The sequence below is a fragment of the Martinezella multihospitum genome (assembly GCF_900094585.1).
Lineage (GTDB): Bacteria > Pseudomonadota > Alphaproteobacteria > Rhizobiales > Rhizobiaceae > Rhizobium > Rhizobium multihospitium.
This window is the reverse complement of sequence record NZ_FMAG01000002.1, coordinates 956,547-979,759: the sequence shown is the minus strand read 5'-3', so window position 1 is coordinate 979,759 and position 23,213 is coordinate 956,547. Positions and strand designations below refer to the sequence as shown.

The 23,213-nt window shown below is 59.7% G+C and carries 21 protein-coding genes and 3 tRNA genes; 11 read left to right on the top strand and 13 right to left on the bottom strand.

Annotation, left to right across the window (positions count from 1 at the left end):
- The 4 genes from GA0061103_RS11580 to GA0061103_RS11565 form a co-directional block, all read right to left on the bottom strand.
- Nucleotides 1–447 (bottom strand): GTP-binding protein (locus GA0061103_RS11580; protein ID WP_141694426.1); only part of this gene is annotated, 447 nt, incomplete at its 3' end.
- Nucleotides 448–853: 406 nt separating this feature from the next.
- Complete coding sequence (locus GA0061103_RS11575; protein WP_092711114.1) at nucleotides 854–1,282, bottom strand: DUF3597 domain-containing protein; 429 nt, start codon at nucleotides 1,280–1,282, stop codon at nucleotides 854–856.
- Nucleotides 1,283–1,494: 212 nt separating this feature from the next.
- Nucleotides 1,495–1,568, bottom strand: a tRNA-Gly gene (locus GA0061103_RS11570).
- Nucleotides 1,569–1,593: 25 nt separating this feature from the next.
- A tRNA-Tyr gene (locus GA0061103_RS11565) sits at nucleotides 1,594–1,678 on the bottom strand.
- 198 nt (nucleotides 1,679–1,876) lie between these two features.
- Between GA0061103_RS11565 and rlmB the strand changes: the two genes are divergently transcribed.
- Nucleotides 1,877–2,785 (top strand): 23S rRNA (guanosine(2251)-2'-O)-methyltransferase RlmB, encoded by a 909-nt coding sequence (gene rlmB / locus GA0061103_RS11560; RefSeq protein WP_092711112.1) that lies wholly within the window; start codon nucleotides 1,877–1,879, stop codon nucleotides 2,783–2,785.
- Between the two features lie 40 nt (nucleotides 2,786–2,825).
- Nucleotides 2,826–3,515: an AprI/Inh family metalloprotease inhibitor gene (locus GA0061103_RS11555; RefSeq protein WP_092711110.1), complete on the top strand. Its 690-nt coding sequence runs from the start codon at nucleotides 2,826–2,828 to the stop codon at nucleotides 3,513–3,515.
- Nucleotides 3,516–3,659: 144 nt separating this feature from the next.
- Here the strand turns inward: GA0061103_RS11555 and GA0061103_RS11550 are convergent, their stop codons facing one another.
- Together GA0061103_RS11550 and GA0061103_RS11545 are read right to left on the bottom strand one after the other, a co-directional pair.
- Complete coding sequence (locus GA0061103_RS11550; RefSeq protein WP_092711108.1) at nucleotides 3,660–3,929, bottom strand: hypothetical protein; 270 nt, start codon at nucleotides 3,927–3,929, stop codon at nucleotides 3,660–3,662.
- A 135-nt stretch (nucleotides 3,930–4,064) separates the two neighbouring features.
- Nucleotides 4,065–4,140, bottom strand: a tRNA-Thr gene (locus GA0061103_RS11545).
- Between the two features lie 157 nt (nucleotides 4,141–4,297).
- Between GA0061103_RS11545 and GA0061103_RS11540 the strand changes: the two genes are divergently transcribed.
- A complete protein-coding gene (locus tag GA0061103_RS11540) occupies nucleotides 4,298–5,071 on the top strand; it encodes an NAD kinase (protein WP_092711106.1) in 774 nt (257 codons plus the stop codon).
- 104 nt (nucleotides 5,072–5,175) lie between these two features.
- Here GA0061103_RS11540 and prfB read toward each other — a convergent pair.
- The 3 genes from prfB to GA0061103_RS11520 all read right to left on the bottom strand — a co-directional run bounded on the left by prfB (nucleotide 5,176) and on the right by GA0061103_RS11520 (nucleotide 10,505).
- A protein-coding gene (gene prfB, locus GA0061103_RS11535; protein WP_113345064.1) for a peptide chain release factor 2 occupies nucleotides 5,176–6,307 on the bottom strand; the annotation gives its coding sequence in 2 pieces (ribosomal slippage) (nucleotides 5,176–6,237 and nucleotides 6,239–6,307; 1,131 coding nt in all).
- 228 nt (nucleotides 6,308–6,535) lie between these two features.
- Nucleotides 6,536–8,998, bottom strand: a complete 2,463-nt coding sequence (locus tag GA0061103_RS11525; RefSeq protein ID WP_092711074.1) for a penicillin-binding protein 1A — start codon at nucleotides 8,996–8,998, stop codon at nucleotides 6,536–6,538.
- 256 nt (nucleotides 8,999–9,254) lie between these two features.
- Nucleotides 9,255–10,505, bottom strand: coding sequence for an N-acetylmuramoyl-L-alanine amidase (locus tag GA0061103_RS11520; protein WP_425349490.1), 1,251 nt, complete (start codon nucleotides 10,503–10,505; stop codon nucleotides 9,255–9,257).
- 642 nt (nucleotides 10,506–11,147) lie between these two features.
- Between GA0061103_RS11520 and GA0061103_RS11515 the strand changes: the two genes are divergently transcribed.
- Entirely contained in the window at nucleotides 11,148–14,057 is a 2,910-nt protein-coding gene (locus GA0061103_RS11515) for an Rne/Rng family ribonuclease (RefSeq protein WP_092711068.1), read from the top strand.
- Nucleotides 14,058–14,314: 257 nt separating this feature from the next.
- Here GA0061103_RS11515 and GA0061103_RS11510 read toward each other — a convergent pair whose 3' ends face one another.
- On the bottom strand, nucleotides 14,315–15,472 hold the full coding sequence (locus GA0061103_RS11510) for a pyridoxal phosphate-dependent aminotransferase (protein ID WP_092711268.1): 1,158 nt from the start codon (nucleotides 15,470–15,472) through the stop codon (nucleotides 14,315–14,317).
- Nucleotides 15,473–15,684: 212 nt separating this feature from the next.
- On the opposite strand from GA0061103_RS11510, the gene GA0061103_RS11505 reads away from it, so the two are divergent.
- The 7 genes from GA0061103_RS11505 to GA0061103_RS11475 all read left to right on the top strand — a co-directional run bounded on the left by GA0061103_RS11505 (nucleotide 15,685) and on the right by GA0061103_RS11475 (nucleotide 21,588).
- Nucleotides 15,685–16,452 (top strand): DsbA family protein, encoded by a 768-nt coding sequence (locus GA0061103_RS11505; RefSeq protein ID WP_092711065.1) that lies wholly within the window; start codon nucleotides 15,685–15,687, stop codon nucleotides 16,450–16,452.
- A 208-nt stretch (nucleotides 16,453–16,660) separates the two neighbouring features.
- On the top strand, nucleotides 16,661–17,098 hold the full coding sequence (gene aroQ / locus GA0061103_RS11500) for a type II 3-dehydroquinate dehydratase (RefSeq protein ID WP_092711062.1): 438 nt from the start codon (nucleotides 16,661–16,663) through the stop codon (nucleotides 17,096–17,098).
- 24 nt (nucleotides 17,099–17,122) lie between these two features.
- Entirely contained in the window at nucleotides 17,123–17,596 is a 474-nt protein-coding gene (gene accB, locus GA0061103_RS11495) for an acetyl-CoA carboxylase biotin carboxyl carrier protein (protein WP_092711058.1), read from the top strand.
- Between the two features lie 9 nt (nucleotides 17,597–17,605).
- Nucleotides 17,606–18,958, top strand: coding sequence for an acetyl-CoA carboxylase biotin carboxylase subunit (gene accC / locus GA0061103_RS11490; protein WP_083961301.1), 1,353 nt, complete (start codon nucleotides 17,606–17,608; stop codon nucleotides 18,956–18,958).
- Between the two features lie 3 nt (nucleotides 18,959–18,961).
- Nucleotides 18,962–19,606, top strand: coding sequence for a leucyl/phenylalanyl-tRNA--protein transferase (gene aat / locus GA0061103_RS11485; RefSeq protein ID WP_092711055.1), 645 nt, complete (start codon nucleotides 18,962–18,964; stop codon nucleotides 19,604–19,606).
- Between the two features lie 49 nt (nucleotides 19,607–19,655).
- On the top strand, nucleotides 19,656–20,615 hold the full coding sequence (locus GA0061103_RS11480) for a DUF2167 domain-containing protein (protein ID WP_092711052.1): 960 nt from the start codon (nucleotides 19,656–19,658) through the stop codon (nucleotides 20,613–20,615).
- A 337-nt stretch (nucleotides 20,616–20,952) separates the two neighbouring features.
- Nucleotides 20,953–21,588, top strand: a complete 636-nt coding sequence (locus GA0061103_RS11475) for a DUF1062 domain-containing protein (protein WP_167376570.1) — start codon at nucleotides 20,953–20,955, stop codon at nucleotides 21,586–21,588.
- A gap of 67 nt (nucleotides 21,589–21,655) precedes the next feature.
- On the opposite strand, the gene GA0061103_RS11470 is transcribed toward GA0061103_RS11475, so the two are convergent.
- The 3 genes from GA0061103_RS11470 to GA0061103_RS11460 all read right to left on the bottom strand — a co-directional run bounded on the left by GA0061103_RS11470 (nucleotide 21,656) and on the right by GA0061103_RS11460 (nucleotide 23,178).
- The gene (locus GA0061103_RS11470) at nucleotides 21,656–22,102 is read right to left on the bottom strand and encodes a DUF2155 domain-containing protein (protein WP_092711049.1); all 447 of its coding nucleotides are present in this window, start codon (nucleotides 22,100–22,102) and stop codon (nucleotides 21,656–21,658) included.
- Nucleotides 22,103–22,205: 103 nt separating this feature from the next.
- Nucleotides 22,206–22,604, bottom strand: a complete 399-nt coding sequence (locus tag GA0061103_RS11465; RefSeq protein ID WP_092711046.1) for an NADH:ubiquinone oxidoreductase subunit NDUFA12 — start codon at nucleotides 22,602–22,604, stop codon at nucleotides 22,206–22,208.
- A 106-nt stretch (nucleotides 22,605–22,710) separates the two neighbouring features.
- A complete protein-coding gene (locus GA0061103_RS11460; protein ID WP_092711043.1) occupies nucleotides 22,711–23,178 on the bottom strand; it encodes a GNAT family N-acetyltransferase in 468 nt (155 codons plus the stop codon).
- Nucleotides 23,179–23,213 lie beyond the last annotated feature (35 nt).

The following is a 23,213-nucleotide window of genomic DNA, read 5'->3' as shown; positions in this document are numbered from 1 at the left end:
AACTTCGAGCTCGACGAGTTCGAGAAGTTCGGCGTCGTCAACCTGGTCGACCTTGTTCAGGAACACGACGATCGCCGGAACGCCAACCTGGCGAGCAAGCAGGATGTGCTCGCGGGTCTGCGGCATCGGGCCGTCAGCAGCCGAGCAAACCAGGATCGCGCCGTCCATCTGGGCAGCACCGGTGATCATGTTCTTGACGTAGTCGGCGTGGCCGGGGCAGTCAACGTGCGCATAGTGACGGTTCGGCGTCTCGTATTCAACGTGGGCCGTCGAGATCGTGATACCACGAGCCTTCTCTTCCGGAGCCGCGTCGATTTGGTCATACGCCTTGAACTCACCGAAGTACTTCGTGATCGCTGCCGTCAAGGACGTCTTGCCGTGGTCAACGTGACCGATCGTACCGATGTTAACGTGCGGCTTATTGCGCTCAAACTTACTCTTTGCCATTTGAATGCTTCCTATGAACGTAATGAGTGACCCCGGCGAACCGGTTTAGTGCCGCCGTTTAAGGCTTTCGTCGCATTTGCGCAAGACTTAATTGCAGGCCCTATTCCGGGCGAAGCCTGGTTGATGGCTGACGATGTCAAGCCTTCAACATTCCTTCGCCGCACAAGGTTCGCCGGCCGATCCGGAAAGACAAAAAAGCATTTGCCGGTTCAGGCGCTTAGATAGGGAGGCACGGCGAGGAATTCCAGTACCGATAGAGGGTGAGGCATTCGTCCGATCACGAACGCAAAGCGCCCTCTCCCGGTGGGAAAGGGCGCTGAATTATCCAACGACGATTAATCGCCGTCTGTCACCATGCATCATTCGGTGCAGCCGATAGATCGGACACACCAAAGCTTTGCAGCGATCAATCGAGCAGATCGGCCGGCACCTTGCCGCCATTGTCCGCAAGCTTCTGCAGAAGAGCTTTGTGAAGGAACATGTTCATCTTGGCGGAGTCGCCGGCATCGCCGGTATAACCGAGCTCCTGCGCCAGCTCCTTGCGCTCGGAAAGGCTCGCATCCATGCCGAGCGCCTTCATCAGGTCGACGATGGAATGCTTCCAGTCGAGCTTCTGGCCGCTTTTCTTGACGGCGGCATCAAGGATCGAAGCGATATCGACCGGCGCGGATGGCGCGCTGGTTGCGGGCGATGTTGCTGCCGTGGTTGACGATGGAGCCGGTGTCGGCGCAGGCGCCGGATTGGCAGTTGCGGCTGTCGTCGTCGGTGCAGGAGCGGCCTCGGCAGCCTTTGCTTCTCCCCAGATTGCACCCTTGATCTTGTCGAAGATACCCATTTGCGCTCTCCCGTTTCGGTTGCCTGAGCAATATCTATCGCTCGCGGGGATATAAGCAACCCTTCGTGTCAAATATGCAAAGATGGGATCTAATACGCATGCCAGTAGGGCCGCGTCTTGGCCGAAGCAGCTATCAAGGCCAATAACTGGCAAGTATGATACCCTCTTCGAGGCAGCGAAGAATGATCGAGAAGCGAACAAATTGAAAATCTTGGAGCGGGTAGCGGGAATCGAACCCGCGTATTCAGCTTGGAAGGCTGCTGCTCTACCATTGAGCTATACCCGCGGGATGGTCAAGATCCGGCACGGAATGGTGGAGGGAGTTGGATTTGAACCAACGTAGGCTGAGCCAACGGATTTACAGTCCGTCCCCTTTAACCACTCGGGCATCCCTCCAGTTTTCCGACTGGATCTTGCGACCAAGCTTGTCAGACCGTGCGTCGCCGCTTCGATCTGCGCCGCGTATATGACCGGACGATTTCCGTCTGTCAACACAAGGAATTGCCAAAAATGACGAAAAAATTTCAGCCTGTGGGAAAAGCCCGGCACCGAAAGAGGACTATGCGCTCAGGAAGGCGCTGGTTATAAAGCCGCATGAGCAAAGACAAATCATCCGGCCGTCAGGGCCAAGACAGCACCGCCGACGACCGCTCGGCCAAGGACACTCATTACGCGACGCTGCGTCGCGCGCATCGCGATGCCAAGCGCGAGCGCGGCGAAATCCCGACGCCTGCGCCGCAGAAGCGCAAGAAAGCCGGTGCGGACGAGTGGAAGCCGCCGGCGCTCGCGCCCGATCAGGTCTTTCTCTATGGCCTGCATACGGTTCGCGCAGCGCTGAGCAATCCACAGCGCAAGAACGTCAAGCTGTCCACGACGCAGAATGCGCTGGTGCGGCTGGAGGTAGGCCCGGCCGATCAACTTGGCATCCCGGTCGAGATCGTCTCCCCGCAGGATATCGACAAGGTGCTTGGCCCGGAGGCGATCCATCAGGGCGTCATGCTTGAAACGCGTCCCCTGCCCGTGCGTCGCCTCGAGGCACTGAAGGACAGCCCGCTATTGCTCGTTCTCGATCAGGTGACGGATCCGCACAATGTCGGCGCCATCATGCGCTCGGCCGTTGCTTTCGATGCGGGTGCGGTCATCACGACGCAGCGCCATAGCCCGACCGAATCGGGCGTGATGGCAAAATCGGCCTCGGGCGCGCTGGAACTCATACCTTATATACAGATCACCAATCTCGCGGATGCACTCGGCGAACTGCATCGGCTCGGCTTCACGACCATCGGGCTTGATTCGGAAGGCCCGGCACCGCTCGAAGGCACGTTCAGCGGCGACAAGATCGCCCTCGTGCTCGGCTCCGAGGGCAAGGGCCTGCGCCAGAAGACGCGGGAAACGGTCAGCGCCCTGGCGCGACTCGACATGCCGGGCGCCATCAAATCGCTCAATGTCTCGAATGCAGCCGCGATCGCGCTATATGCGACGCGGTCCTATCTCAAATCATAGCGGCGGCTCAGGCTGTCGCAGCACGTTGGGAGAATTTGCCTTGATCCGTTTTCTCGGTCCAGCGACGGTTTCCGTCGCTCTCGCTTTGACAATGGTCCAGCCGGCGCGTGCAGCCGATGACGAAATGGTCCAGGCGCAAGCCGGCCAATGGCTCGTCGCCCCCGAAAACGGCGCCAAGGGCTGCCGCCTGACCTTCGGAACGAACACTGTTTCCGGCGGCTACGAAATTACCGGCGCGGATGCCTGCGCGACGCCCCTGCCCGCTCTTGCCAAGGCCAAGATCTGGAATTTCACCGATGATGGTTCGCTTGCCATCGCCGATGCCGAGGGCAAGCCGCTCATGCGCTTCCAGCAGGAGGAAGGCTCTCCCTGGGAGAGCGAAGGCGGCGACCCGACCTGGCTGCTCCCAGCACTCGAGGACGTCGATCACGTGCCGACCACCGAAAGCCTTGCCGGCGCCTGGCGCATCCAGACACCGGACGGCAAGCCCGTCTGCGATATCACACTCACCACCGACAAGGATCAGGACGGCACCGCCAAGATGTCACCAGGCGGCGACTGCACCAGCGAGGTCGGCGATCTCAAACTCTCTCTCTGGGCGACAGAAGGTTTCGGGCTTGTCATGCTGGGCAATGACGGCTCCTCGCTCTCCTTCGATATGAAGCCCGATGGCAGCTTCCAGAAGTCCGAAGAAGAGGAAGGCGAACCGCTGCTGCTGGTCCGCAGATAAGGCAGCCGAGCCATGCCGCTGCCTGCCGTATCGCAAACATAGCCGCGTTTCCGATATTGGCCGACATTTCCATGTGAGTTCGAGCCCCTTCGACAGGTTGCTCTTTCCGAACGCATCTATCGCCGCCAATGAGCTTACGGGCGATCAGTGAATGGCAGGGTCAGCTTCGTCGAAGAACGACCTGATTCCATCGCGAGCGATCGTCGCCAGGAACTCATCGAATGCCTCGCGGTCGGTCGCGAAGGGCTCCTCCCATTCGATCAGATCTTCTTCCGGCGTGATGACCTCCATCCGCCAGTCGGCATTGGTGCCGGCCGGACGAAAGATATCGACCAGGACGGTCACGCCATCGTCGGTGAATTCACCCGAAAGCTCGGAGTGTTCGAGTTTAGGCTTGTTGGGCTTGCTCGGCATATGGTTCCAGGCACACGGATATAATATTGATGATTGTTACGAGCGTTCGGAGCTCGTTAGCAACGAGATATTATGTCGCTGCCGCCGGTTTTCCATACCGGAGATGAAACGATCGGCAATTTTCAGGAAAAAATCTGGTGCCCCCGGCAGGGTTCGAACCCGCGACCCCCTGATTACAAATCAGGTGCTCTACCAACTGAGCTACAAGGGCGTATGGGCATGCCAAGTAACAGATTTTGAAATCCTGTAAAGGGAAAATCGGTCGATCCGCGTCAAAGCTGGGGATCGGCGATTCACCAGTTCGAGCGAAACGTCTTGTCGCGGCAAGGGAATGACATTACGTAGAATCGCCATTCAAAGGACATTGCATGTCGCGCAGTCTTCAATCCGTTTGTTTTCTCGCCTCCACCGCGCCAGAGGCCCAAGCGGCGCAGCAGGAGCTTACTCGCCTCTACGGCCAGACATCGCAGGAAGATGCCGATATCGTCGTCGCCCTCGGCGGTGACGGTTTCATGCTGCAGACGCTGCACAAGACGATGAATACGGGCAAACGCGTCTATGGCATGAACCGTGGATCGATCGGCTTCCTGATGAACGACTACCGCACGGATGGTCTGGCAGAGCGCATCGAGGCGGCCGTCGAAAACGCATTTCATCCCCTGCAGATGACGACGCGCAATGCCGATGGCAGCTCCTGCGTCGCGCTCGCCATCAACGAAGTCTCGTTATTTCGCCAGTCCTATCAGACGGCAAAGCTGAAGGTCGAAATCGACGGGCGGGTCCGCCTGCCGGAACTGATCTGCGACGGGCTGATGGTGACGACGCCGGCTGGCTCCACAGCTTACAATCTTTCCGCCCATGGCCCCATCCTGCCGCTGGAAGCGCCGCTACTTGCCATGACGCCCGTCAGCGCTTTCCGTCCTCGCCGCTGGCGCGGCGCGCTACTGCCGAACAAGGTGACGGTCGACATCACCGTGCTCGAAGCGGAGAAACGTCCGGTCAACGCCGCCGCCGACAATACCGAAGTCAAATCGGTCCTCGGCATTCAGATCCGCCAAAGCGAAGATACGACGGCTCGCATTCTATCCGATCCGGACAGGTCCTGGTCTGACAGGATTCTGGCGGAACAATTCTCGGATTGAGCAAGATATCTGCGCCAAGCCAAGGAGGCGGGAGCAGCCCGGCAGAATGCGCATGAAAAAAGCCCCGTCTCCGGGGCTTTTTTCATGCGTGAACGGATGCGACCTTATTCGACGTCGTCGATGACGGCATCGGCAGCACCGCTGATGCGATGCGCTAGGGCTGCTTCCATGAACTCGTTGAGATCGCCGTCGAGAACGTCGCCAGGTGCCGTGCTGGCAACGCCGGTGCGCAGGTCCTTGACCAGCTGGTAGGGCTGCAGGACATAGGAGCGGATCTGATGACCCCAGCCGATATCCGTCTTCGAGGCGGCTTCGGCATTGGCTGCCTCTTCCCGCTTCATCAATTCGGCCTCGTACATGCGTGCGCGCAGCATGTCCCACGCCTTGGCGCGGTTCTTGTGCTGCGAACGCTCCTGCTGGCACTGCACGACGATCCCGGTCGGGATATGCGTGATGCGCACAGCCGAATCGGTCGTGTTAACGTGCTGGCCGCCGGCGCCCGACGAACGGTAAGTATCGATGCGGCAATCGCTTTCGTTGATCTCGATCTGGATCGAGTCGTCAACGACTGGGTAAACCCAGATCGACGAGAACGAAGTGTGACGGCGCGCATTGCTGTCATAGGGCGAGATGCGCACGAGACGATGCACGCCCGATTCGGTCTTCAGCCAGCCATAGGCATTGTGCCCCTTGACGAGCAGCGTCGCGGACTTGATTCCGGCTTCTTCGCCGTCATGAACTTCCAACAGCTCCACCTTGAAGCGCTGGCGTTCGGCCCAGCGGGTGTACATGCGCAGAAGCATGTTCGCCCAGTCCTGGCTCTCGGTGCCGCCGGCGCCGGAGTGGACTTCGAGGTAGGTGTCGTTGCCGTCGGCCTCGCCCGAAAGCATGGCTTCCACCTGCCGGCGCGCGGCCTCCGCCTTCAAGCCCTTGAGCGCTTCTTCCGCCTCGCGGACGACATCGGCGTCACCCTCTTCTTCGCCAAGCTCGATCAGCTCGACATTGTCGGCAAGCTGCTGTTCCAGCGCACGCACGCCGCTGATGCCATCGTCAAGCTGCTGGCGCTCGCGCATCAGCTTCTGCGCTTCAGCAGCATCGTTCCAGAGGGTCGGATCCTCTGACTTGTTATTCAACCAGTCCAGTCGTCTTATCGCCTGGTCCCAGTCAAAGATGCCTCCTCAGCAGGGTGATAGCCTGCTTGGTTTCATCGACTACTTTCTCGATTTCGGCTCGCATAATCCCACTTCTTCAGTTCACCGCTCAAGACAAGCGGTCATCCAATTCTGGAGCTCTTCCGCTTATCTTCGAATCGCGAAAACGCTCAATCTTTTGTTTCTTGACGCATTCCTAATGGAAAACCGCTGCGCACTTTTCCCGGAAATGCTCTAGGAGTGCTGGTGACATAGATATACATGCCGCTGGTGTAAAGCCCCGCGGCATGTCGATGAGACAAATAGGGTCGGATCAGAAGAGGCCGCCGGATCCGGAGGTGACAGCCTGGTTCGCCTGCGGCGAGGTCCGCAGAATTTCCTCAGGCGCCACCTGCGCAGCAGCATCGCCGCCGCCAATGACCTGCAGGCTGGTGGCCGGGCCGGTGCCGGGCTTGAAGGCTTCCATGATGGCATTCGGTTCGCCGGGCTGGGCGGCCATGCCGGTCGCGCGGTTGACCGCAACCATCGTCATGCCGGCCGGAACCTGGAACTTCTCAGGCGCCTCATCCTTGGTGGCAGCCTGCATGAATTCGTTGAAGATCGGCGCGGCAAGCGCGCCGCCCGTGCCGCCGCGGCCGAGCGTAGCGGGCGTGTCGTAGCCGATATAGAGGCCGGCAACGAGGCTCGGCGTAAAGCCGACGAACCAGGCGTCCTTCTCGTCGTTGGTGGTGCCGGTCTTGCCGGCAACGTCAGTGTTGAGCTTGATCTTGCCGGCGGCCGTGCCGCGGATGATGACACCCTGCATCATCGACGTAACCTGATAGGCCGTCATCGGATCGAGCACCTGTTCGCGATTGTCGGCGATGACGGGCTCGTCCTGATTCTGCCAAGCGCTGACGTTGCAATTGTCGCAGACGCGCTCCTCATGCTTGAAGATGGTCTTGCCATAACGGTCCTGAATACGGTCGATCAGCGTCGGCTTGATCTGCTTGCCGCCGTTGGCGATGACCGAATAGGCCGAAACCATGCGCAGGACCGTCGTCTCGCCGGCACCGAGCGACATGGCGAGCACCGGGTTCATATGGTCGTAGATGCCGAAGCGCTCGGCATATTCGGCAACCAGCGGCATGCCCATGTCGGAAGCGAGACGCACCGTCATCAGATTGCGCGAATGTTCGATCGCGAAACGAAGCGTATGGACGCCACCGCCCTCGCCTTCGTAGTTCGTCGGCTTCCAGACATCGCCATTGCTGAGCGTGATCTGCAGCGGATCGTCCAGAATGACCGAGGCCGGCGTATAGCCGTTATCCATGGCGGCCGCGTAGACGAAGGGCTTGAACGACGAGCCCGGCTGGCGCTTGGCCTGCGTGGCGCGATTGAATTCTGACTGCGCGTAGGAGAAGCCGCCAACCATGGCAAGCACGCGGCCGGTATGTGGGTCCATGGCAACAAGACCACCCTGCACCTTCGGCGGCTGACGCAGGCGATAGCTGCTCGAATCGGCATTGCCGCTCTTCTGCACGTAAATCACGTCGCCGGGGCTCAAAACGCCACTTGGCGATTTGACCGACTTGCCGCCGGCCGAGCGATAAGCCCAGCGCATGTCGGCGGGAGCGATCGTGCCACGCGTCCGCTCCGTCGATACCTTGCCGGCGGCATCGACGCGCGGCTGCAGCCCGATATCGACACCCTGATCCGATACGGAAAGGACGACGGCGACCTGCCATTCCGGCACATCGCTCAGGCTTGGAACCTTCGCGAGCTCGGCTCCCCAATCCTGCGAGGTGGCAATCTGCTTGATCGGGCCGCGATAGCCGCGACGCTCGTCATAATCGACCAGGCCATCCTGCAGCGCCTTGCGGGCCTCGAGCTGCATTTGCGGATCGAGCGACGTGCGAACGGAAAGGCCGCCTTCATAAAGGGCCTTCTCGCCATACTGGTCGATCAGCTGACGGCGAACTTCCTCAGCGAAATAGTCCGAAGCAAAGAGCGAAGGACCGCTCTTCGGCGGAACGACGCCGAGCGGCTGCTTCTTCGCCTCTTCGCCGTCGCTCTGGCTGACATAGCCGTTCTCGACCATGCGATCGATCACCCAGTTGCGGCGGGTGAGCGCTGCTTCTGCGCGGCGGAAGGGATTGTAGTTCGACGGACCCTTCGGGAGCGATGCGAGGTAAGCCGATTCGGCGATGGTCAGTTCGTTGACCGACTTATCGAAATAGGTGAGCGCTGCGCCGGCGATGCCGTAGGAATTGAGGCCGAAATAGATCTCGTTCAGGTAGAGCTCGAGGATCTTGTCCTTGCTGTAGGCCTGCTCGATGCGGAAGGAGAGAATCGCTTCCTTGATCTTGCGGTCGAAGGTCTGGTCCGCGGACAGCAGGAAGTTTTTGGCGACCTGCTGCGTGATGGTGGAGGCGCCGACGAAGCGGCGGCCGGACCCGATATTCTGCAGGTTCACGGCCACGGCGCGGATGAGACCGCCGACATCGACACCGGGATGGTTGTAGAAATTCTTGTCTTCAGCGGAAAGGAAGGCCGCCTTGACGCGATCGGGAATGGCCTGGATCGGCACGAAAAGCCGGTTCTCGCGCGAATATTCCTTCATCAGCGCGCCGTTGCCGGCGTGAATGCGCGTCGTTACCGGCGGCGCGTATTTGGCAAGCACCTCGTAATCGGGCAGTTCCTTCGAGACCACGCTCAGATAGATGGCAGCCGCAGCCGCTGCACCCAGAAACAGGAGGCAGCCGAGGCCAAAGAAATATCCAATCAATCTGATCATCTGATACTACCGGTGCTTGTTCTTCATGCGGCACGTGCGCGAGATCATCGCATAATCACGGGCGTTTTGCACGCTCGCGGCGTGAATGCAAGACGGCAATGGGACAAAGCCATGCTTCATACGCGAGCAAATGATACTTCGCTGTAACGGCGGGAATGTGAGCAAAATAGGGCTCGCCGCCGGTATTCCAATTTCATCCAATTCTAAAGTGCATCGCTGTTACATGGAAGCCACGGCCTCGCCCCATCCGGTGCACTCAGCCGCCGTTTGCGATAATCGATACGCGATATTGCTTCACCGCCTCCGTCAGCCGGTCGGCAACCTTCTGCCGCCAGTCTGGATCGAGCAGCAGCTTCTCGTCCTCCTTGTTGGAGAGAAAGCCGAGTTCGAGCAGAATCGAGGGTACATCCGGCGCTGTCAGAACCTGGAAACCGGCATGGCGATGCGGATTGTTGATCATGGAGATCTGGCCGTTGAACGAGGACAGCACATCCTGCGCCAGCGAAATGGAGAAGGCTTGGGTCTCGCGGCGCGTCAGATCCATCAGAATATCGTTGACGGCGGCCGGCTGCGTCTGAGCCTCGGCGCCGGCGATTTGATCGGAGTTGTTTTCACGATCGGCCACTTCACCGGCGAGCCGGTCCGACGCCTTGTCCGAGATGGTATAGACGGTCGCGCCGCGAATATCCTTCTGCTTCAGCGTATCGGCATGCAGCGAAATGAAGAGCGAGGCGCGATTCTGTCGGGCGATCGTCACGCGTTCGGACAGGGATAGATACTGATCCTTGTCGCGCGTCAGGAACGCCTTGATGCCGGGCTGCGCATTCAGCTTGTCGGCAAACATCTTCGCAAATGCGAGAGTGATGTCCTTTTCCTGCGTGACGCCGTCCGTACCGGTCGCGCCCGCGTCGATACCGCCATGACCGGCATCGACTGCAACGAGGAATACATTCGGATCGGCCTTCTGCGTCGGCTCGACCGGACCGACATCCTTGGCGGTATCGTCGCTCGTCCAGTTCTGCTTCTTCACCAGCTCTGCGAATTGTTCGGCCGGCAGCATCTCGGCATCAAGCACGAGGCGCTGCCCCTTGCCGCTTTCATCGGCCTGCACCTTGGCCGTGACCAGCTTTACCGGTTTCTTTGCCGTCAGCACGATGCGGGCGCTGTCCGCATCCATCGTGCCGTAGCGAATATCCTTGAAGAGGCCGGTCGGCTTGAGATTGGCGGCCGGAAAGCCGAATGCGGTCGCCGGGAGATCGACGACGATGCGGACGGGATTGTCAAGGTAGTGAACCGTGAAGGTCGGAGCCCGATCTAGGTCGATGACGATACGCGTGCGGGCATCGTCACCGGCAATGCGGGCGCCATAAGCGAGCACGGAATCATCCGCCGCCGCTGCGGGCGCAAATGCCGAGACCGAAACCAGAATCACCAGGGCGAAGGCCGCTGCCGCAAATCGCAAAGCCCTCACGCCACTCTCCGCCACATGCCGCAATCCCTTTACCAAGTGCCCAACGCGCCCCATATTGGTTTCGACGTTGTTTTTGAAGTCCCAATAACGGGAACCAGGTTTGACCTGATGGCTGCATCGATGATGCGCCGGGAGACGAATCGACAAGACACCCTCCCGCGTCCTCATCATCCGACGAATCCATCAATATTATGGCATACTTGGCTTTTCCCTTGCTATTGTGACAGATAAAACATACAACGCATATTAGGGTAGAAGTGTTGACGGGATAGAGTCGTCGCAAAGGCAGCCGCCTCGAGTACCAGGCGCCAATAAGCGGCATTCATCCGACGTCTGCAGGACTTCTGCTCGAAATAGTGGATATCTGAATTTCCGGTTTCACACGGGAAATTCATCGGTGGAGAGCCACCAAACGCTCTTTAGAGAGCACATTCATCGGACCCATTTGTGGGTCTAAGGCATAGTCGATCTCGCTTGGTTACGGATGCTACCGCAGCAGCTTTTTCAGAAAGTGAACAGACCCCAGGGAAATGATGCCCCGGCTGTCGTCTGGATGCTGTCATCACCGAACCAATCGCGACTTTCATTATCCGGTGCAACAATTGCGGATCATATCCGGCTTGTCCCAGCGACAGGCAGGCCCCCATCCGGTTGTCTGCGCCGAGGAGCACAGCTTTCATGGCAGACAAAATGCTTATCGATGCGTCTCACGAGGAAGAGACGCGCGTCGTTGTCGTTCGCGGGAACCGCATAGAAGAGTTTGACTTCGAGTCACAGCACAAGAAGCAAATTCGCGGCAACATCTATCTTGCAAAAGTAACGAGGGTCGAGCCCTCGCTTCAGGCCGCTTTTGTGGATTACGGCGGCAACCGGCACGGCTTCCTGGCCTTTGCCGAAATCCATCCCGATTACTACCAGATCCCGCTTGCCGATCGTCAGGCGCTGCTGAAGGCCGAGGCCGAAGAGCATCGCCGCGACGACGATGTCGAGCATGTCGAGACGGCGCTCGATCTTTCGCAGCAGGAACAGCCCGATATCGGCATTGTGGCGAAGGAAGGCGAAGAAGCCGAGGTGCCGGCTGCGATCGGCGAAGAGGCCCCTGCCGCAGAGGCAACCGCGCCCGCCGAAGAAGCAGCTCCGGCCAAAAAGGCAAAGCCGCGCCGCAGCCGCAAGAAGGCAGTAGCGGACGCGCCCGCCGAAGAAACGCCCGCTCCCGAAGCAACGGCTGCCGTCGATGCGCCGAGCGAGGAAGAAGAAGGTCCGTCCGGCGAAATGGCGGCGATGGTCGAAACCGATTCGATCTCCGAAGACGTCGCGACCTCCAAGCGCCGCCACGATGACGACGACGATGATGACGATCATGACCACGAAGAGGAAGTGATCGAATCCGTCGGCGCCGAAGACGCGATGGAAGAAGTTCCCGATCGCGCCCAGCGCAAGCCCCGCAAGCAGTACCGCATTCAGGAAGTCATCAAGCGCCGCCAGATCCTGTTGGTGCAGGTGGCCAAGGAAGAGCGCGGCAACAAGGGTGCAGCGCTGACCACCTATCTCTCGCTCGCAGGCCGCTATTCGGTCCTGATGCCGAATACGGCGCGCGGCGGCGGCATTTCCCGCAAGATCACCAATCCGCAGGACCGCAAGCGCCTGAAGGAAATCGCCAAGCTGCTCGAAGTGCCGCAGGGTATGGGCGTGATCCTGCGCACCGCCGGCGCCAACCGCACCAAGGTCGAGGTCAAGCGCGACTTCGAATATCTGATGCGCCTTTGGGAAAACGTCCGCACGCTGACGCTGGCCTCGACCGCGCCTTGCCTCGTCTACGAAGAAGGCAGCCTGATCAAGCGCTCGATCCGCGACCTCTACAACAAGGATATCGGCGAGATCATCGTTGCCGGCGAAGAAGGCTATCGTGAAGCGAAAGACTTCATGAAGATGCTGATGCCGAGCCACGCCAAGGTGGTTCAGCCCTACCGCGACATTCACCCGATCTTCTCGCGCTCCGGCATCGAAGCGCAGCTCGACCGCATGCTGCAGCCGCAGGTAACGCTGCGTTCCGGTGGCTATCTGATCATGAACCAGACGGAAGCGCTGGTTTCGATCGACGTCAACTCCGGCCGCTCGACCCGCGAACACTCGATCGAGGATACCGCGCTCCAGACGAACCTGGAAGCTGCCGAGGAAATCGCGCGCCAGCTTCGCCTGCGTGACCTGGCTGGCCTGATCGTCATCGACTTCATCGACATGGAAGAAAAGCGCAACAACCGCGCTGTCGAGAAGAAGCTGAAGGAATGCCTGAAGAACGACCGCGCCCGTATCCAGGTCGGCCGCATCTCGCATTTCGGTCTTCTGGAAATGTCGCGCCAGCGCATCCGTGCCTCGGTTCTCGAAAGCACGACGCAGATCTGCTCGCATTGCGGCGGCACCGGCCACGTTCGCTCGCAATCTTCCGTTGCCCTGCACGTCCTGCGCGGCATCGAGGAATATCTGCTCAAGAACACGACGCACGACATCACCGTGCGCACGACCCCGGACATTGCGCTCTATCTGCTCAACCACAAGCGCCAGACGATCATCGATTATGAAAGCCGCTTCGGCGTCGCAATCGTCATCGATGCCGACAATGCCGTTGGCACACAGCACTTCGCGATCGATCGTGGCGAGCCAGTCGCCAATCCGGTGAAGATCGAAAGCCTGTTCAACTTCGCTGCCATTCCGGACGATGATGACGACGATATCGTCATCGAAGCGGACGAGGAGGAAGACGAGGAGCTGGAAGAAAAGGCTGTGAGTGCCGAGCAACAGCCTGCTGCCCGCTCCGAAGGCAATGACGGCAACCGCAAGCGCAAGCGTCGTCGCCGGCGTCGTGGCCGTGGCAACGATACCCAAGCCTCTCCGGTTTCCGAGGCAGGCTCGGCGGCCGATGTCGCCGAGGATGCGGACGGAGAAGAAGGTGACGACGATGAGGCTGATGCCGGTGCGGAAAACGCCGCATCTGCCGGCAGCGACGATGACGCACAGCAGAAGCGCAAGCGCCGTCGTCGCGGCAAGCGTGGTGGCCGACGCAATCGTGAAAACGAAGGCAACGAACAGACTGCCGCAGGCGAGGAAGCCGATTCCGGCGAAGCTGATGAGAATGATGCCGAAGACGGCGACGAAGCAACCGTAACGGTGGCCGAGATCGCGGTTGTCGAAGGCGAAGCCGCCGTCGAGGCGCAGCCCGCCATGGCAGCGGTCGAAACGGCAGCCGTCGTCATCGAAGACGTCAAGCCCACCAAGGGCCGCGGTCGCCGCAAGGCAAAGACTGTCGAGGCATCGCCGGTCGAGACGCCCACCGTCGGGGACGCGCCTGCAGCGGACGTCGAAATCGAAGCAGTTGCCGAGATCGCCGAAGTTATGGACAATTCGGCAGACGCGGCGGCGCCCGAAGCGGTTGAGGATGCAGCCAAGCCGGCCCGCGCCAACCGCGAATCCAACGTTTCCTCCTCTGCTCCGGTGGTGAAATCTACCCGCGCCAATGAAGGTGCTGAAAGCGACGGAGAGCCGACCAAGCCGAAGAAAGCCGGCTGGTGGCAGCGCCGCGGCTTCTTTTAAGAAGCTCGATAACGAATGATTTGACAGAAATCCGGCCGTGGCAACGCGGCCGGATTTTTCGTTTCCGCCTGCGGACGCCTTCGCCAATCATGCCAAGGCATGTCGTGCAAACAGATGCAGCGATTTTGCTATGATCGCAGGCGAGAGATAAGGCCTGAAGCGCAAGGAGCTCCGCGATCAAGACGCGCGCTGGGCACGCAAATACCCGGCTTGCGAAAATGCTTTCGCGAACTCGCTCAAGCCATTGATTGCAGAATCTATTTCAACCAGGCGGCCATGCGTTCAGTGGCTTCCTCGATCTCGGCATTCGAACCCGCATAGGAAAAACGCATCGCGCGATGTCCTTCCACGGGATCGAAGTCGAGGCCGGGCGTGGCGGCGACATTGATTTCTGCCAGCATCTTTTGCGCGAAGACCATGCTGTCGTTCGTGAAGCGGCTGACATCGACATAGGCGTAGAAAGCGCCATCCATCGGCGAGGCAATGCGGAAGCCGATTTCCGGCAGTCGACGCATGAGGAAATCGCGGTTGCGGCCGTAGCTCTCGCGATAGACATCCAGTTCGGCGCCAGCGCCGAGCGCGGCTTCGGCGGCGATCTGCGACAGTTCCGGCGCGGAAATATAAAGGCTCTGCGCCACGCGCTCGATGGGGCGAACGAGTCGTTCCGGCAAGACCATCCAGCCGATGCGCCAGCCGGTCATGCAATAATATTTCGAGAAGGAATTGATGACGATCGCCTCATCGGTCAGTTCCAGCGCGCTCGTCTCCTCGCCGACGAAGGTCAGCCCGTGGTAGATCTCGTCGGAGATGAAGGCGATGGAACGATCCGCGCAATAATCGGCCAGCGCCTTCAGCGCCGCCCTGCCCGTCACGGTGCCTGTGGGATTGGCGGGGCTCGCTAAAAGCACGCCCTTCAGGCGCTTGCCGCTTGCAGCCTGCGCCGCCTCCAGGCTCTCGGGCGTCAGCGTAAACTGCGTTTCCTCGGTGACAGGCACCTCGACGACGTCGAGGCCGAGTGCGGCAAGGATGTTGCGATAGGCCGGATAGCCCGGCCGGGCGATGGCGACACTATCACCGACATCGAACAGGGTCAGAAAGGCGAGATTGAAGCCCGCCGAAGAGCCTGTCGTGATGGCAATCCGCTTCGGGTCGATGCTCAAGCCATGGCGTGCCTGATAGTGAGCGGAAAGCGCCTGCCGCAGGGCCAGCGTTCCCAACGCATCCGTATAGCCGATGCGCCCGTGGCCAAGGGCCGTGCGCGCCGCCTCCAACGCCGCTTGTGGTGCTGGATGCGAGGGTTGCCCAACCGCCATGGAAATGACGGAATGCCCAGCCTGGCGACGCCGCGTCGCTTCCGCCAGCACATCCATGGCATGAAAGGGTTCGACATCGCTGCGCTTGGATAGGGAAAACAAGGTCAATTCTCTCTCGGATCGGATTGGCAAGCGACATTTGCCGCAATATCGGCTCGTTCACAATCCTGCGATTGCGGCTTTGTCGTGAAAATTCCTGTTTCTGGAAGTAAGGACGCACCGTAAATTGTCGATGCCTATTTGCGGATGTTAACCCGACGATGCTATTGCGCATCCGAGAATGACGTCTCCGCCCAGATCCAAACGAGGACCCAATGACCTTTTCTCTCAAAAGCCTGCTGACGGTTTCGGCGATTGCCCTGACAGCATCCTTCGCCACCATCCAGCCGGCCGCCGCGCTGGACGACCAGCAGAAGAAGGAAATCGGGGATTTCATCAAGGAATATCTCGTCGAGCATCCGGAGGTGCTGCTGGATGCTCAGGCGGCGCTCGAAAAGAAGCAGGACGAAGCCCGCATCGCGCAGTCGGCCCAGGTGATCGAACAGAACAAGGATGCGATTTTCAACTCCAAGAACGATGTGGCCATCGGTAATCCGAAGGGCGATATCACCGTCGTTGAGTTCTTCGACTATAACTGCACCTATTGCCGCCACGCGCTCGGCGATATGGACAAGCTTCTGCAGCAGGACAAGAATGTTCGTTTCGTCTTGAAGGAATTCCCGATCCTCGGTCAGGATTCGGTTGCCGCTTCCCGGGTTTCCAGCGCGTTCCGCCTGCTATCGCCTGAAAAATATGGCGAGTTCCATCACAAGCTGCTGGGCAGCGACGGCCGCGCTTCGGAGGACACCGCCATCGATGTGGCCACCTCGCTCGGTATCAGCGAAGCGGACATCCGCGCCGAGATGGCGAAGGCGCCGAACACCGACATGATCAAGGCGACCTACCAGCTTGCCACCGATCTTGGCGTCAACGGCACGCCCGCCTATGTCATCGGCAACGAGATGGTTTCCGGCGCGATCGGGCTCGATGCCATCAAGGAGAAGATCGCCAACGTTTGCAGCTGCGGCAAAACGAGCTGCTGAACGGCGCAAAATCCACCCTTAAACGCGGGTAGGCAAAGGGCCTATCCGTTTTTTTTAAGAGCTTCGGAACGGCGTTGCGGCATGGCATGGCGCAAAAATGCCAAAATCGCGGCGTTTCCACACCTAGAGGCACGCAACCTTCGCACCAGGGCTTTCCTACAGAGCCTTGGGAGTCTATAGGTTGCGCTGCACTTTGACGGAACCTCTGATGGCGCAAACTATTTTCGTCCTGAACGGACCCAATTTGAATGCTCTCGGCAAGCGCGAGCCGGGCATCTATGGCGGCAAGACGCTCAAGGATATCGAAGCCGATTGCAAGTCCGCAGGCGAGAGCCTGGGCTTCATTGTCGATTTCCGCCAGAGCAATCACGAAGGCGTGCTGGTCGACTGGATGCACGAAGCTGGCGACAAGGCTGCCGGCGTCGCGATCAATCCGGGTGCCTATGGTCATACATCGATCGCGCTGCATGATGCGATCCGCGCCATTTCCATTCCCGTCGTGGAAGTCCATATCTCTAACATCCACGCACGCGAAGAATTCCGGCACAAATCGATGATCGCGCCCGCTGCAAAGGGCATGATCTGCGGTTTCGGACCTTATAGCTACATCCTGGCGCTTCATGCGCTGAAATCCATCACCCAATAACAAAAATACAGGGCAAGAAATCCAATGGCTGAAAAGAAATCGGGTATCGACCAGGCGCTGATTCGCGATCTCGCCAACATCCTCAACGACACGGATCTGACCGAGATCGAAGTCGAACAGGAAGATCTGCGCATCCGCGTGTCGCGTGCCGGCACGACCCAATATGTCCAGGCGCCGATTGCCGCGCCGGCCGCTTACGCAGCTCCTGCTGCCGCTGCAGCAGCGCCGGCCGCCGCCGCTCCCGCAGGCAAGACCCGCAATCCCGACAACGTCGTCAACGCGCCGATGGTCGGCACCGCCTATCTGGCGCCGGCACCAGGCTCTGCTGCCTTCATTCAGGTCGGCGCGGCCGTCAAGGAAGGCCAGACGCTGCTGATCATCGAAGCCATGAAGACGATGAACCAGATTCCGGCGCCGAAGTCCGGTACGGTTACCGAAATCCTCGTTCAGGACGGCCGTCCGGTCGAGTACGGCGAAGCCCTGGTCGTCATCGAGTAAGGTCGGCCCATGCCCATTATTTCGAAGATTCTCATAGCCAACCGCGGAGAGATCGCCCTGCGCGTGCTGCGCGCCTGCAAGGAGCTTGGCATTGCGACCGTTGCGGTGCATTCGACCGCCGATGGCGACGCGATGCATGTGCGCCTGGCGGATGAAAGCGTTTGCATCGGCCCGCCGCCGTCGCGCGACAGCTATCTCAACATCCACCAAATCGTTGCCGCTTGTGAAATCACCGGCGCTGACGCCGTGCATCCAGGCTATGGCTTCCTTTCGGAAAATGCCAAGTTCGCCGATATTCTCGATGCGCATGGCATCACCTTCATCGGCCCGACGGCGGAGCATATCCGCATCATGGGTGACAAGATCACCGCCAAGACCACGGCACAGCAGCTCGGCATTCCGGTCGTTCCCGGCTCCGACGGCGAGGTGAAGACCGAGGAGGAGGCGCTGAAGACAGCGCGCGAGATCGGCTATCCGGTTCTCATCAAGGCCACCGCCGGCGGCGGCGGCCGTGGCATGAAGGTTGCCCGCACCGAGGAAGACCTGATCGAAGCCTGGTCGACGGCACGTACGGAGGCCGCAGCCGCCTTCGGCAACGAATCCGTCTATATGGAAAAGTACCTCGGCAAGCCGCGTCACATCGAAATCCAGGTATTCGGTGACGGCGAAGGCAATGCCATCCATCTCGGCGAGCGCGACTGCTCTCTGCAGCGCCGCCACCAGAAGGTTTGGGAAGAAGCCAACTCTCCGGCACTCAACGTCGAGCAGCGCATGAAGATCGGCAAGATCTGCGCCGACGCGATGAAGAAGCTGAAGTACCGCGGCGCCGGCACCATCGAGTTCCTCTACGAAAACGGCGAGTTCTATTTCATCGAAATGAACACCCGCCTGCAGGTGGAGCATCCGGTGACGGAAGCCATCACCGGCATCGACCTCGTGCATGAGCAGATCCGCGTCGCTTCCGGCGGCGGCCTCTCGGTGACGCAAGACGAGGTGCATTTCCATGGCCATGCCATCGAATGCCGCATCAATGCCGAAGACGCCCGCACCTTCGTGCCCTCGCCCGGCACGATCACGCATTTCCATGCGCCCGGCGGCCTCGGCGTTCGCATCGATTCCGGCGCCTATCAGGGCTACAAGATCCCTCCCTACTACGACAGCCTGATCGGCAAGCTGATCGTGCATGGTCGCACCCGCGTCGAATGCATGATGCGCCTGCGCCGTGCGCTTGACGAATTCGTGGTGGACGGCATCAAGACCACCCTGCCGCTCTTCCAGGATCTGGTTTCCAATCAGGATATCGCCAATGGCGACTACGATATCCATTGGCTGGAAAACTACCTGGCGAAAACATCGGCCTAGCCTGTGCCCGGAGCGCGCGGCAAACGTCCCGGCATTACTCCGGAGATTTTGCTGCGCGCCTATTCCATCGGGCTTTTCCCGATGGCTGAATCGGCAGACGATCCGGAGATCTTCTGGGTCGAGCCGGAATTACGAGGCATCATCCCTCTGGATACGTTCCACGTCTCCAAGAGCCTCGCCAAGAAGATCCGTCAACATCCCTTCGACATTCGCTTCGACACGGATTTCGAGGCAGTGATCGCTGCCTGCGGCGAGCAGACGAGCAATCGCCCCAGCACCTGGATCAACGATACAATCCGCTCGCTTTATGCCACACTGCATCATATCGGCCATGCTCATTCCGTCGAGGCATGGGACGGCGACCGGCTGGTCGGCGGTCTTTATGGCGTTTCGCTGGGGTCGGCCTTTTTTGGCGAAAGCATGTTTTCCCGCCGCGCGGATGCTTCCAAGATCTGTCTCGTCTATCTGGTTGAGCGGCTGCGCGAACGCGGCTTCACCCTGCTCGACACGCAGTTCACCACCGAGCATTTGAAGACGTTCGGCGCTATCGACGTACCGAAGGATGCCTATGCCACGATGCTGGAGAAGGCGATGGAATCGCCTAATCTCACCTTCTCCGACGGTGGAAATCTGCCCGAGATGAATTGATTCCACTCCGGACTGCCCTAAGTTCGGCACAACAGCCGAGGGTAGAATAGTGAAGAATCATATTGCAATTATCTTTCTGGCCGCGTTGACGATCACGACGCAGGCCAACGCCAAATCATTCCACGACATGTTCGGAGCCGAGCCACCGGCGGGCGATGAAGGTGCCGTGCTGAAAACGCTGGATTTCCAGCAGGGCGCGATCAAGATCCCCACCGCCAATGCCACGCTGAATGTCTCCGACCAGTTCTACTATCTCAATCCGCAGGATGCGAAGAAGGTGCTGGTCGAGCTCTGGGGCAATCCAGAAAGTTCTGTCGGTAATCCGCTCGGCATGATCTTCCCGGCCAAATATCCGCCGACCGATCCACATTCCTGGGGTTCCGTCATCGATTATGACGGCAGCGGCTATGTCTCCGATGAGGATGCCGCATCGACTGATTACGACGATCTTTTGAAGAAGATCCAGAACGCGATCAAGGAAGCGAATCCCGAACGCGAACAGCAGGGCTTCGATCCGATCACGCTGGTCGGCTGGGCAGAACCGCCACATTACGATAAGGCGACGCATGCCCTGCACTGGGCGCGCGATCTGATTTTCGGCAAGGATCCCAATGCTGGCCACACGCTGAACTATTCCGTGCGCGTACTGGGGCGCGAGGGCGTCACCGAGCTCGATTTCGTCGCCGGACTGGATCAGTTGCAGGAAATCAACGCCGCTATCCCCAACGTCATCAACACCGTGCAATATGACAGCGGCAAGCGCTATGCCGACTTCACCAATGGCGACAAGATCGCCGCCTACAGCATGGCGGGCATGATCGCCGCCGGTGCGGGCGTGAAGGTTGCGGCAAAGCTTGGCCTGCTTGCAGTCGTTCTCGGCTTCTTCAAGAGCTTCGGCGTCGCCCTTCTGGCATTGAAGAAGGGCCTCATCGTCGTGCTGGCGGGTGTCGTCGCGGCCGGCCGCAAGATCCTGGGTCTGTTTCGCCGCAAAGGGAATAGCGACGCCTGAGGCAATCCGCGCCTGAAGTTTTTTACGACTTCAAATCCTGATTGTGGTCTGCTATCCATCCCGGCGAAGAGCGTGGGTGCATAGAGGTTCCACTTTGCCGTCGTAAATACCGGTCTCATCCAAATCACCCAGTGCACCGGGGCGGCGCAACGCCGTCCGATGCATGTTCATGTCCATCGGGTGATGGCCTGAGACCGGTTTGGCATTGTCAAAACGCGCCTAATGCAGCCACCGCTGTCTCAGCTCTTCAGCCGCCCCGCAACATCGCCATACCGCGCCCTGACGGGCTTGTCTCACCGCCAGCTTGGTGGACTTCCAGACGGAAGACCAAGACGGTATGTGCAATATTCTTCAGGTCCGTTGGACCATTTCGCCAAAAACAGCGCCTCAACCATGGATCGCCTGCAGTGGCTGCGGAGCTCCAAAACCCTTCCGATCGAGCGGCAAGATCAGGCTCAATGCCAATGGCAAGCGGCTCGACGCCTGGCTCGTCTATAAATGCACCGATTGCGACAAGACCTGGAACCGGACGCTCTTCGAGCGCCGGACCGTTCACGACCTCACCCCCTCCACGCTCGAGGCGCTGCAGCGGAGCGATCCGGACTGGGTACGGGCGCAGGAATTCGATCTGGACGGGTTGAGGCGAAAAGCCAAGCGTATCGATGAGCCGCCTGATGTGATCATGCGGAAGGAGACGATCCGAGCGGCAATCGGTTGGACTGCGCTGGAGATCGAGATAGCAACCGAGTTTGCCGTGAACCTGCGCCTCGACCGATTGCTGGCATCCGAACTGCCAATCTCACGCTCGCGGCTTCAGGCTCTCCACGATAGAGGCAGACTGAAAGCTCATCCAACCCGCAGCGACTTCCTTCGCTGCAGGCCCAAGGACGGGATCAGGATCATTTTCGACCTGACCGATGTCGCCGATGCCCAGGCAATAGGTGAAGCCGCCGCCAATCCAGAGCGAGAATAAAAATAATGCCCGCAGGAGCAAGTCTTCTGCGGGCTATCCAATGCTGCAGCGCCTGTCTTGGAGGCAATTACTTCGCGCGGGCACCGGCGGTATCGGGCGGCGGCACGTCCGACTTCTGCTTGCACTCTTTCAGCCAGACGTCATAGATCGGATGTTCGACGGCGTTGAGGCCGGGGCTGTCGGCAAACATCCAGCCGGTGAAGATGCGGCGGATGCGGCGATCAAGCGTGATTTCGTCGACCTCGACGAAACCGTCCACCTTCTGCTGCTCGGTATCATCTCGCGAATAGCAGGCACGCGGCGTCACCTGGAGCGCGCCAAACTGCACGGTCTCGTTGACATAGACATCGAAAGTGGTGATGCGGCCGGTGATCTTGTCAAGGCCGGAGAAAACGGCAACGGGGTTGGCGATGCGGGCAGCCTCAGCGGTGGGAGCTGCCATGATGCTGGCAAAGAGGGCAATTCCCACTCCCGCCATTGCACGCAAAGAAGCGCTCCGCGTGAAAAACGTCATATCCGCCACTCTCCGCTTGGTCTCGGTCAAGGCGCCGAGCTTCAGCCGGCATAATTCGCGCCTAAGGCCCAATTGTGGCCAAAGGACGAGCCGGCCTTCGTGCTCAGTTGCCCGGTGTCCAGGCGTCATAGTCGCCAGTCACGCGCGGACGCTCGCCGGCAACGGCGAGAGAGCCTGGCGGACGATAGGCCTGCGGCGAGCCGGTCGGGTTGGCGCGATGCTCTTTCTGCCAATCCTTGGCGACGTAATTCTCCTTGGACGGAGGAACGTCGGTGCGGTGGTGCATCCAGCCGTGCCAGCCCGGAGGAATGGCGGAAGCTTCGGCATAACCCTTGTAGATCACCCAGCGCTTCGGAAGGCCGTAGGAGGACATGCCGCCTTCGTAATAGACATTGCCGAACTCATCCTCGCCGACACGCTTGCCAAACCGCCAGGTCGCGAAGCGCGTCCCCATAGTCTGACCATTCCACCAGGTGAAGGTTTGTACGATGAGATTCCACATGTCTTTTCCTCGATACCCGCTGAGGGGCGAGCGATACCAGAATTCGATAGCTTGCTTATGCCGCCACCGGACCGGCTTGTCCAGTGATTCCAGCAGGCAAACAGCTTCATTTCAATGTCATCTTGAAGCCGAGATGCGTCGGCTTGAAGCCCAGTCTTTCATAGAAGCGATGCGCATCCTTGCGGGCCGCATTCGAGGTCAGTTGCACCATGCGCATGCCGCGGCTCTTTGCCTCGTCGATGCAGAAATTGATCATCGCCGCCCCGATCCCCTGCCCGCGCATGTCGCCACGCGTCTGCACGGCCTCGATGATCATCACGGACGATCCACGGGCGTGCAGCGAGGTGACGACGATCGTCTGGAAGGTGCCGACGATCTCGCCGCCAAGCTCGGCGGCGTAGAGCGTCTGGTTCGAGGACGAGGCTATCTCGCGAAAGGCACTGGCATAGTCGTCATAGGCCGAGGGATCGCTGGTATCGCCGTGGCCGCCCATAGTGTCGGCGGCAAAGAGGCCTATCAGGGAAGGAAGGTCGGATTCTTTCGCTTCGCGGATAAGTAGTTCTTGTGAGGGCAATGCATTCTACCTAAATCTTAATCTGCGACCACGCG

Coding starts and splice junctions, on each gene's coding strand:
- GA0061103_RS11465 (WP_092711046.1), bottom strand. CDS start 22,604: ATGTGGAATCTCATCGTACAAACCTTCACCTGGTGGAATGGTCAGACT.
- accC (WP_083961301.1), top strand. CDS start 17,606: ATGCCCATTATTTCGAAGATTCTCATAGCCAACCGCGGAGAGATCGCC.
- rlmB (WP_092711112.1), top strand. CDS start 1,877: ATGAGCAAAGACAAATCATCCGGCCGTCAGGGCCAAGACAGCACCGCC.
- GA0061103_RS11475 (WP_167376570.1), top strand. CDS start 20,953: ATGTGCAATATTCTTCAGGTCCGTTGGACCATTTCGCCAAAAACAGCG.
- GA0061103_RS11515 (WP_092711068.1), top strand. CDS start 11,148: ATGGCAGACAAAATGCTTATCGATGCGTCTCACGAGGAAGAGACGCGC.
- GA0061103_RS11505 (WP_092711065.1), top strand. CDS start 15,685: ATGACCTTTTCTCTCAAAAGCCTGCTGACGGTTTCGGCGATTGCCCTG.
- accB (WP_092711058.1), top strand. CDS start 17,123: ATGGCTGAAAAGAAATCGGGTATCGACCAGGCGCTGATTCGCGATCTC.
- GA0061103_RS11470 (WP_092711049.1), bottom strand. CDS start 22,102: ATGACGTTTTTCACGCGGAGCGCTTCTTTGCGTGCAATGGCGGGAGTG.
- GA0061103_RS11540 (WP_092711106.1), top strand. CDS start 4,298: ATGTCGCGCAGTCTTCAATCCGTTTGTTTTCTCGCCTCCACCGCGCCA.
- aroQ (WP_092711062.1), top strand. CDS start 16,661: ATGGCGCAAACTATTTTCGTCCTGAACGGACCCAATTTGAATGCTCTC.
- GA0061103_RS11550 (WP_092711108.1), bottom strand. CDS start 3,929: ATGCCGAGCAAGCCCAACAAGCCTAAACTCGAACACTCCGAGCTTTCG.
- GA0061103_RS11525 (WP_092711074.1), bottom strand. CDS start 8,998: ATGATCAGATTGATTGGATATTTCTTTGGCCTCGGCTGCCTCCTGTTT.
- GA0061103_RS11575 (WP_092711114.1), bottom strand. CDS start 1,282: ATGGGTATCTTCGACAAGATCAAGGGTGCAATCTGGGGAGAAGCAAAG.